At 50.6% G+C, this 9051-nt stretch carries 4 protein-coding genes; 2 read left to right on the top strand and 2 right to left on the bottom strand.

Annotated features, from left to right (window positions below):
* Positions 1-1806, top strand: a 1806-nt coding sequence (locus tag ACOJTG_RS05060) for a response regulator (RefSeq protein ID WP_420152817.1), incomplete at its 5' end; no start/stop codon positions are given.
* Positions 1807-1966: 160 nt separating this feature from the next.
* On the opposite strand, the gene ACOJTG_RS05055 is transcribed toward ACOJTG_RS05060, so the two are convergent.
* Together ACOJTG_RS05055 and ACOJTG_RS05050 are read right to left on the bottom strand one after the other, a co-directional pair.
* A complete protein-coding gene (locus tag ACOJTG_RS05055; protein WP_420152816.1) occupies positions 1967-2941 on the bottom strand; it encodes a ScyD/ScyE family protein in 975 nt (324 codons plus the stop codon).
* A 209-nt stretch (positions 2942-3150) separates the two neighbouring features.
* Positions 3151-6540 carry a DEAD/DEAH box helicase gene (locus ACOJTG_RS05050; RefSeq protein ID WP_420152815.1) on the bottom strand — a complete coding sequence of 1130 codons (3390 nt, stop codon included), beginning with the start codon at positions 6538-6540 and terminating at the stop codon, positions 3151-3153.
* A 282-nt stretch (positions 6541-6822) separates the two neighbouring features.
* On the opposite strand from ACOJTG_RS05050, the gene ACOJTG_RS05045 reads away from it, so the two are divergent.
* A partial coding sequence (locus tag ACOJTG_RS05045; RefSeq protein WP_420152814.1) for a SusC/RagA family TonB-linked outer membrane protein occupies positions 6823-9051 on the top strand: 2229 nt, incomplete at its 3' end.

Genomic DNA, 9051 nt, shown 5'->3' with positions numbered 1-9051 from the left:
TGGTTTCGGGTACTGATCGCTTTTTTCTCCATTCTGATTTTGTACGGCATTTACTTGTGGCGGACTCGACGCATGCAGATCCAGCGGAAGAGGCTGGAGGAGCAGGTCTTCGAGCAAACCCAGGCCCTGCGGCAGGCCCATGTGGAAGTCATGGTTCAGAAGGAAGAACTCCAAAGTCTGGCCACCGATTTGCAGGTAGTCAACGAAGAACTACGCGAGCAGAAAGAACAGGAAGCCGAAGCTCGTCAGCAGGCGGAAAAAGCTAATCAGGCGAAAAGTATTTTTTTGGCGACCATGAGCCACGAAATCCGTACGCCGCTGAATGGTGTTCTGGGCATGACGACGTTGTTACAGGAAACTCCCTTGACAACCGAACAAAAGGATTACGCTGAAACCATTCGGCAGTGCGGTCATAACCTGTTAGGAGTCATTAATGATATTCTGGACTTTTCGAAAATAGAATCCGGCAGTCTCGAAATTGAACACGAAGAGGTAGACTTACGGCAGTGTATCGAGGAAACGCTGGACATCTTTGCCAACAAGGCGTCCTCGATAGGCTTGGATTTAATCTATCAGATGGATTACGACGTACCGCCCTTCATCAAAAGTGACAGTTTGCGGCTGCGACAGGTATTAACCAATCTGGTGAGTAATGCCATTAAATTCACGCCAGCCGGAGAAATTTTTGTCCGGGTCATGCGGCTACCTACCCCCGAGCCGGATACGCTGTTGCTGCAGTTTAAAGTAGTGGATACGGGCATTGGCATTCCGGCCGATAAAATGTCCCGGCTATTTAAGTCCTTTTCGCAGGTCGATTCTTCAACTACGCGTAAATACGGGGGGACGGGTTTGGGCCTTGCTATTAGTAAACGATTAGTAGGACTGATGGGCGGGGACATCAGCGTAAGCAGCACCGAAGGCCAGGGTACGACATTTACGTTTACCATTCGTACCGAAGTCAGCACCACTTCCCGGCGACAGTACGTCGTGCTCAATACGAACGATTACGAAGACAAAAAGATACTGATTGTAGATGATAATCAGACGAATCTGCTCATTCTAAAATCGCAAGTGGAGCAATGGAGGCTGATTCCTGTACTAGCTAACTCCGCGGAAGAAGGCTTGAAAGCTTTGCGACGGGAAGGGCCGTTTGAACTCGTGATTACGGATATGCACATGCCCGCTGGGAATGGGGTAGAGCTGGCTCGGTTGATTAAACAGGTACATCCAACCCTGCCCATCATTTTGCTAAGTTCGGTGGGAGACGAAACCCGTCATTCGTACGCGGAATTGTTTGAAACGATCCTGACCAAGCCCGTTAAACAAAATCAGTTGTATCAGGCCATCCAACAGCAACTCAAGCGATTAACTCCGGCCCCAGTAGAGACTACGCCGCATTTACTCGACCAGTTGTTTGCGACCGAATACCCCTTGCAAATACTCGTGGCTGAAGACAATCTCTTCAATCAGAAAGTAATTCTGCAAACCCTGCGAAAGCTTGGTTACGAAATTACCTTAGCGGGGAATGGTCGGGAAGTACTGGCCTGTCTGGAGAAGTCAAGTTTCGATGTGATTTTGATGGATGTACAAATGCCGGAAATGGACGGCTTGGAAGCTACCCGAATGATCCGGTCGAGACCCTGGCTACAACCCATCATCATTGCCATGACGGCCAATGCTTTACAGGGCGACCGGGATACTTGTTTACAGGCGGGCATGAATGATTACCTTTCTAAACCCTTGCAAGTCAACGAGCTAAAAACCTGTTTGGTCCGGGCATCTTCGCTGAAAACTCCCCTAGTCTAATCAGCGAAGTACGTCAACGACGGATTGTAAACGTATTCAAAGAGCCGTAGGCTCGAGCCATTTCATAAGGTTGGGTTTCAACCCAACCCCACCTCTACAATACAACAAGCCGAAAGTGCTATACCTTCGGCTTGTGAAATGCTAGTCAAAAAGAGAGTGACTACCAGCTAACCATTTCTAGCTTACCCGAGCCGTGATTCAGCACATAGTACTTGTTGGTACCTCTATTTTCAATGTCGGTTGGCATCGAAAAGCCCGTAACCACAGCCTTGCCCTCTTCACTCAGCAAGTTCCCGGAATTGGGTACGAATCCGGGGGTAGGAGCGAAAGCAAATCGGGCTAGTTGAACAACTACGGGTTTATTGGCTCCCGAGAGCGTAATATCGGTTAGAGTAGTAAAACCGGTTTTATAGTCGCTTACGTTGCCCGCCAGATCGATCTGGAAAATCTTGGAGGTACCGTCAATAAAAGGACCACCACTCAACGCAGTCACCAGGAATTTCTGTCCATCGAATACGATGCCCGTTGGTACGGCTTCGGCCGTGGGCGTAACTTTTGGAATCTTCGCAAACAGACTGATCTTACCCGTACCTTTCTCACGTTTCAGCACAATGTTTGTACCCGCGTCGGTGATGTACAGATCTCCGTTGGGGCCGGCCGTCAGGTTGTATACATTGGAATTCAACGGCGTCACTAGCTTAAGACTATCCACGATAGGCCGTACAAACTGGCGGGTAATGGAGCTGGCCGCCAAAGGCTGATTTGGATTCAGCGAAGAAGTCTTCACGCTGTAAATCATTCCTTCGATGCCGTGGAGAATGTACAGGGAATCGCCGTGGAAGTACAAGTGACCAATGCCTTCGATGGTGCCTTCAGCGGCTACCGATTGCATCCCCGTAACCACGGGCATGGCTTGACCATTCATAATCATGGAAACCCGGGCATCCTGGTTACCCGTACCCGCTTCCGTTACGAAAATCTGATCCTGAGCGTTAAAGGCCAGTCCAATGGGACTTTTCAGATTCTCAATTACCGTTTGGCGAATGACTTCGCTGGGATTGGGTACTTCGTGATCGGTACAGCTGAGTAGCCCTACCAAAAGAGCAGACGAGAGGAGGGAAAGGGTACGCTTCATGAATGAAAGGTTTGAGAGTGGAGAGATGGGCCTTTGGCAGAAGGCAGGTTGAAAAGACTCCCGAAGATAGGTCGGCAGACGGAAGCTTCAGCAAGATAAGTAACTGAAATGACGAATGTTAGCAGTGAACTGCGAAATTTTGATAGTGAACGGAAAAGTCCGCTGAAAAGCGTACGCACTTCCCAACGGACTTGAGTATATGAATACGTTTAATTGGAACTGAGCAAGCTGAGTAAGTCCTGGCGGGTAAGCGATTTTAGTAGCGACTGATCCGTACGAATCAGGTCACTAGCCAGTTCCTGTTTGGATTGTTGCAGTTGCTGCATTTTTTCTTCGATGGTATGCGGACAAATCAGCCGAACGGCTACCACCTTTTTCGTTTGCCCGAGGCGGTAGCTCCGGTCAATGGCCTGATTTTCCACGGCCGGATTCCACCAGGGGTCGACCAGGTAGACGTAATCGGCTTCGGTTAGGTTGAGTCCCGTGCCGCCCGCCTTCAGACTAATGAGAAAGACTCGAACGCTATCGTCGGTCTGAAAACGCTGTACGCGGGCCGCCCGGTTTTTCGTTTGCCCGGTAAGGTATTCGAAAGCAATCCCGCGAAACTCCAGTTCGCTTTTAATGAGATCGAGCATACCGACAAACTGCGAGAATACCAGAATCTTGTGCTGAGGAGCCCGGGTTTCGATTTCTTCCAGCAATACGTCGATTTTCGCCGAAGCTCCACTGTAAAAAGTCTCGTCGTTGAGTAGGGCGGGGGAGTTGCACAACTGCCGAAGCTTAGTCAATCCCTGTAAAATGTGGAGTGACTCCCGCGGAATATCACCTTCTTTTCTGGTCGTCAGGAAATTACGAAACTCCTGTTCGTAGGCGTGGTACACCCGTCGTTGCTCCGTACCCATTTCGCAAAACAGTACCATTTCGGTTTTGTCGGGTAGCTCGGACGCCACCTGAGCTTTGGTACGTCGCAGAATAAACGGACTTACTTTCTTCTGAAGTTCCTGAGCCCGCTGACGGTCCTGAAACCGGTCGATGGGCGTGGAATAATACGTCTTGAAGGATTGCTTGGAACCCAATAGCCCCGGACACGCGAACGAAAGCTGCCCGTACAGATCAAAGGTATTGTTTTCCAGTGGCGTACCCGTCAGCACGACCCGATTCCGGGATTGTAGCAGACATACGGCCTGATACCGCTGCGATTCCGGGTTTTTGATGGCTTGTGATTCGTCCAGAAATACGTAATTGAACGCGTAGCTTTTTAATTGATGAATATCCGAAATCAGGGTTCCGTACGAAGTAAGGATGATTTCATACGCATCGAACGTCTTCGGATCATTTACCCGGCCCGAGCCGTGCAGCGTAAGCACGCGAATGGAAGGAGCGAATTTGGCTACTTCGGCCTGCCAGTTAAATAGTAGCGAGGTGGGTACGACAATGAGATTCGTATTTCGCTCAACCTTCAACCGTTGCGACAGAATAAAGGCAATGATCTGGATGGTTTTACCCAGGCCCATATCGTCAGCCAGACAGCCGCCAAAGCCGAATTCATCCAGAAAGTTGAGCCAGTATAAGCCCTGTTTCTGGTAGTTACGCAGGTGGGTCTGTAAGCCTTCGGGCACGGGTACTGCTTCAATGGCATCAAAATTAGCCACTTTAGCGGCGTACCGGGCCCACTGCTGCCGTACCGATTCGCTCAGCAATTCTTCTTCGTACAATTCCCGGATGCTGGGCAATTGAATCGCGGGTGTACGCAGGCGGTCTTCAATCAGATCTGCAGCTTGAAAATAGCGGTCAAACTTTTCCAGCCACTCGGTGGGCAAAATACCCACCGTTCCATCACCCAAAGTCACGTACCGGCTTTTGTTTTTAACCGATTTGTGCAGGTGCTTGAGCGAAACTTTTTGGGCACCAAAGGCTACCTGAATTGAGGTTTCAAACCAATTGAGACCACTGCTGACGTGTACCGAAATTTTGGCTTTATTGCCATTCAGACGGTTATTACCGAGCTCATTAAAACCCAGAATGGTAATACCGCGACTCTGCCAGGCTTCAAAGGCCGAGAGAAACCAGTCTTCTTCGAGAAAGCGACTTTTATGCAGGAAAAAATAGTCGCGGGGCAACTCACCCGCTTTAGGCAATTGCTCGTAGAAATCCGGATGTTGCTGGAGTAGCAAACTGATAAAGTCGAGTTCTTCAGCGTCGTCCCGCTCGAGCGTAAAGGGAGCCCCCAGCGGATCGAGCGAGTAAATTTGCCTTCTGGAAAGCACGGGTACTTCCACGGGACCGTATTTGAGTACGGGCGTCAGGGAAATGAAGGAATCCTTTTCCGAAAGGTAAAGCATCCACTGGCGGGGCTGGTCAAAGCCACTTTCCTGAATCTGTTCGGGTGTGGCGGGTTTGAGGTACGTATACGTCACCCGAATGTGGTTTTCCAGCCGAACGAGCACCTGCTGACGGAATTCCTCGAACTTGGATTCGTGGAGTAAGAGTCGGTACTGATTCAGTTTCAGAAAGTTGAGCACCCGCAGCAAATCCGGTGAATCGATGAGGTGTAAGGTCTGATCCAGCAGAAAAAAATAATCGTACGCAATCGTAACCGTGGGTAACTCATACGGTTGGTCATTCACCAGCAGTTGACCCAATACCTGATAGAACGATTCCCGCTGGTGTACCATCAGGTGTAATTGCAGGGCCGACCGCTGGATGCGTACGGGCGTCAGCCCCTGAGCGATGATTTTTTCCGAGGATTGGGAAGGATGGTAGTACACATCCAGCTCCAGCGGATTTTGTACCAAGGCTTTCAACGCTCCTAGATCGGCTAGTGCGTTTTTGGTTCGGTGCGGATTCTGAAAGCGGGTCAGAGCCGTATAGAATTTCAGCAGGTCAGTATCGTCGGTCTGCCAGACAAAATCCATGGGATTGATCGTCCGCAGGGGATTCTTGATTTTTCCCTCTTTCGTCGTGGCTGCTTCGTAGTATTCAATGAAAAAATGTTCGTAAAAACGATGCCGCCGAAACACGATAAACCGTTTCTGTGCATCGGGTCTGGGTAAGGGAGGCGTCCATTCGGCTCCCAGTTTTTCGTACTGTTGGGTCGCCTCCTCAATCGATACCAACTCCTTCAGTTTAGGTTTTACCCGTACGGAATAATCCTGATATTCGAGGTCGAAGTACTCATCCAGGTTCGTTTCTTTCTCCAGACCGTACTCCTGAGCCGTTCGGTAAAAACGCTCGTACCGCATTTGCCGGTCGAAGAAAATCCGTAGTTCCGGTCGCTGCATGAGGTTTAGCAACACGTGCGTCTGGTGGGGACACAACGAAGTCGTAGGCAACTGGCAGGCACAGCTTAGAATCAAATCCTGCTCGGTTTGCTGGACGCTCACCTGGGGAAAATACGTCAGGCGGGAAGCCGAAGTAAAGGTTCCTGAATTGACCGTAATCTCTTGCGGCTGAACGGGCGTATAGTCACGCTGGTTCGTAGGCAGCGACTCCAGAGTATGGTGGGAAAGAAAGGTTTCCGTCAGCGTAGCAATGCTGACGCCCGGCAGGCGATACGGCGGCTTGCCAGCTTCCGGCAGTTCATAAGAATTTGGTAACATAGTGGGGTGGCCAGACTATCCTTCAGGGGCGAATTCACGCCAAGATTAAGCGAAGATACGAACACTTTTTTCGACCCTCTGCCTGAGAGCCCTGACATTGACTTTTCTTCGCTGTAGAAACAGATAATCAACTCATTTTACGTATGATTTTAATGTAAAAAACGGGTTATGGAATTTAAAAAATCCATAACCTGATCGCTAACGGTTCGGCTCCTGTACTGTTCTTTTTTTGCATCCTCAAATCAAGCGGGTTCGTTTTCTGCTCTAAAATCTTTCCTCCTTATGAAACCAATTTTACCAAGCCGAAGGTACGGATGGATGCTCCGTTGTCTGGCTCTAGCCGTCTTGCTACTGGTAGGTAGAGACCCTTGGGCCCGACCTACGCGGATGCAGACGATTTCCGGTAAGGTGACCGACGAAAAAGGTGAAGCTATGGCGGGTGTAAGTGTCCGCGAAAAAAACACCGTTCGCGGCACCATCACCGATGCCACCGGACGGTATCAGCTTACCGTAACGGATGGAAATGCTGTACTGGTGTTTAGTTACGTAGGCTACCTCCCGCAGGAAGTGACCGTGGGGAAACAGAGTACCCTTGATCTGGCCTTGCAAGTGGATCCGAAAAATATGCAGGAGCTGGTCGTCGTCGGGTACGGCACGCAGAAAAAAGCCAACCTCACCGGAGCTGTATCGCAGGTAGGGGCCGAGACGCTGGAAAGCCGCCCCATTGCCAACATCAGCCAGGGCTTGCAGGGAGCTTTACCGGGGATGAATGTGACGTTCGGTGACGGACGGCCCGGTTCGGCGGGGACGATCAACATTCGCGGTTACGCCTCCATTAACAGTAGTACGGGCTCGCCGCTGATTTTGATTGACGGCGTACCGGGTTCACTCAACTCGATTAACCCCCGGGATGTTGAGAGTATTTCGGTCCTGAAAGATGCAGCTTCGGCGTCGATTTACGGGGCTCGCGGAGCGTTTGGTGTTGTACTCGTTACGACGAAAAAGGCTAAAGGCGGCCGGATGTCCGTGAATTACGGCACCAACTTCGGTTTTTCTACGCCCACGGTGCGTACGGATTTCATTACGGATGGCTACACGTCGGCCAAGCTCAACGATGAAGCGTTTATTCGGGCGACGGGTAAATCGTACACGGGCTATACGGACGAGGATTACGAAGAACTTCGCAAACGCCAGACGGATCATTCTCTGCCTTCCGTGGTCGTTGACAACCGTAATGGCAAGGACATGTACATCTACTACGGCAATACGGACTGGTGGCGTACCATGTTTCGCGACTGGTCCCCTTCGATGGAACATAACCTGAGCTTTAGCGGAGGTAATGACAAAACGGACTATCTGGTATCGGGTCGGTACTATCAGAAACGGGGCGTGATGCGGGTGAATCAGGATATTTATAATGCCTATAACTTCCGGGCTAAACTCAACACAAAAGTTACTGACTGGTTTACGCTTAATACCAATACGCAGTTTAACGCCAACGATTACAGCTATCCGGGCTGGGGCGTCAACAACAACTTTGTCTCGGTAACGGTACACGCCTTGCCTTCCTACGTACCCGTGAATCCCGACGGTACGGCCACGTATCGGACCGAACTCAACAACTATACCATCGGCGACGGTATCTACGCCGATTTGTTACACGGCAAATCCAAGGGTGGTGAAAAACGCTTTGAACTGACGCAAACCATCGGCGGTACTTTGCAACTGGCCAAACACATTACGGCCGTGGGTTCCTACAGCTATACGCTTTCTAATGGCGTATTCAACGTAAACCGAAGTGCCTGGGAAAGTGGTAATACCTTTCTGCGGCGTACGCCCGCTCCGTGGTCGATCTTCCCCGGTGTGATGAGTACGGTGGGCTACGATCAGCTGTCGGAAACGTCCAACCTGTCGCAGTACCACGTCGTGAATGCCTATGCTACCTACGACAACACCTTTGGCGACCACGCCTTTAAGGCTATGGTGGGGTACAATCAGGAACTCTACCAGCAGAAAAGTCTGTCGGGTAATCGGAAAGACCTTTTGTCCCAGGATCTCAACGACGTGAACCTCGGTTCGGGGGCTCAGGAAATCAACGGTGGTCAAACCGAGTGGGCGTTACTGGGCTACTTTGCCCGGATTAACTACGACTATCGCGGCAAGTATCTGCTCGAATTGAACGGTCGCTACGATGGTACGTCCCGATTCCAGCCCAGTGATCGATTCGGCTTCTTTCCTTCCGTTTCGGCAGGATGGCGGGTAAGCGAAGAGAACTTCTTCGAGCCGATGAAGTCCTTTGCCAATGAATTCAAAATCAGAGCGTCGTACGGTTCATTGGGCAATCAGCAGGTGGCCAATTATGCCTATCTTTCGACGATGAGTCGGGGTACTTCTTCGTATCTAAGGAATGGACAGAAGCTGGAGTACCTGTCATCCCCGGCACCGATTTCCTCCAGTCTGACTTGGGAGAAAGCCACTTCCGCCGACGTCGGCGTAGACGTTGGCGAAGGC

It is taken from the genome of Siphonobacter sp., assembly GCF_048595215.1.
Taxonomy (GTDB): Bacteria; Bacteroidota; Bacteroidia; order Cytophagales; family Spirosomataceae; genus Siphonobacter.
The sequence above is the reverse complement of the archived record's forward strand: the minus strand, read 5'-3'. Positions and strand labels throughout refer to the sequence as shown.

Excerpts from the sequence above, each read along its gene's own strand:
- ACOJTG_RS05055 (WP_420152816.1), bottom strand. The coding sequence starts at position 2,941 with ATGAAGCGTACCCTTTCCCTCCTCTCGTCTGCTCTTTTGGTAGGGCTA.
- ACOJTG_RS05050 (WP_420152815.1), bottom strand. The coding sequence starts at position 6,540 with ATGTTACCAAATTCTTATGAACTGCCGGAAGCTGGCAAGCCGCCGTAT.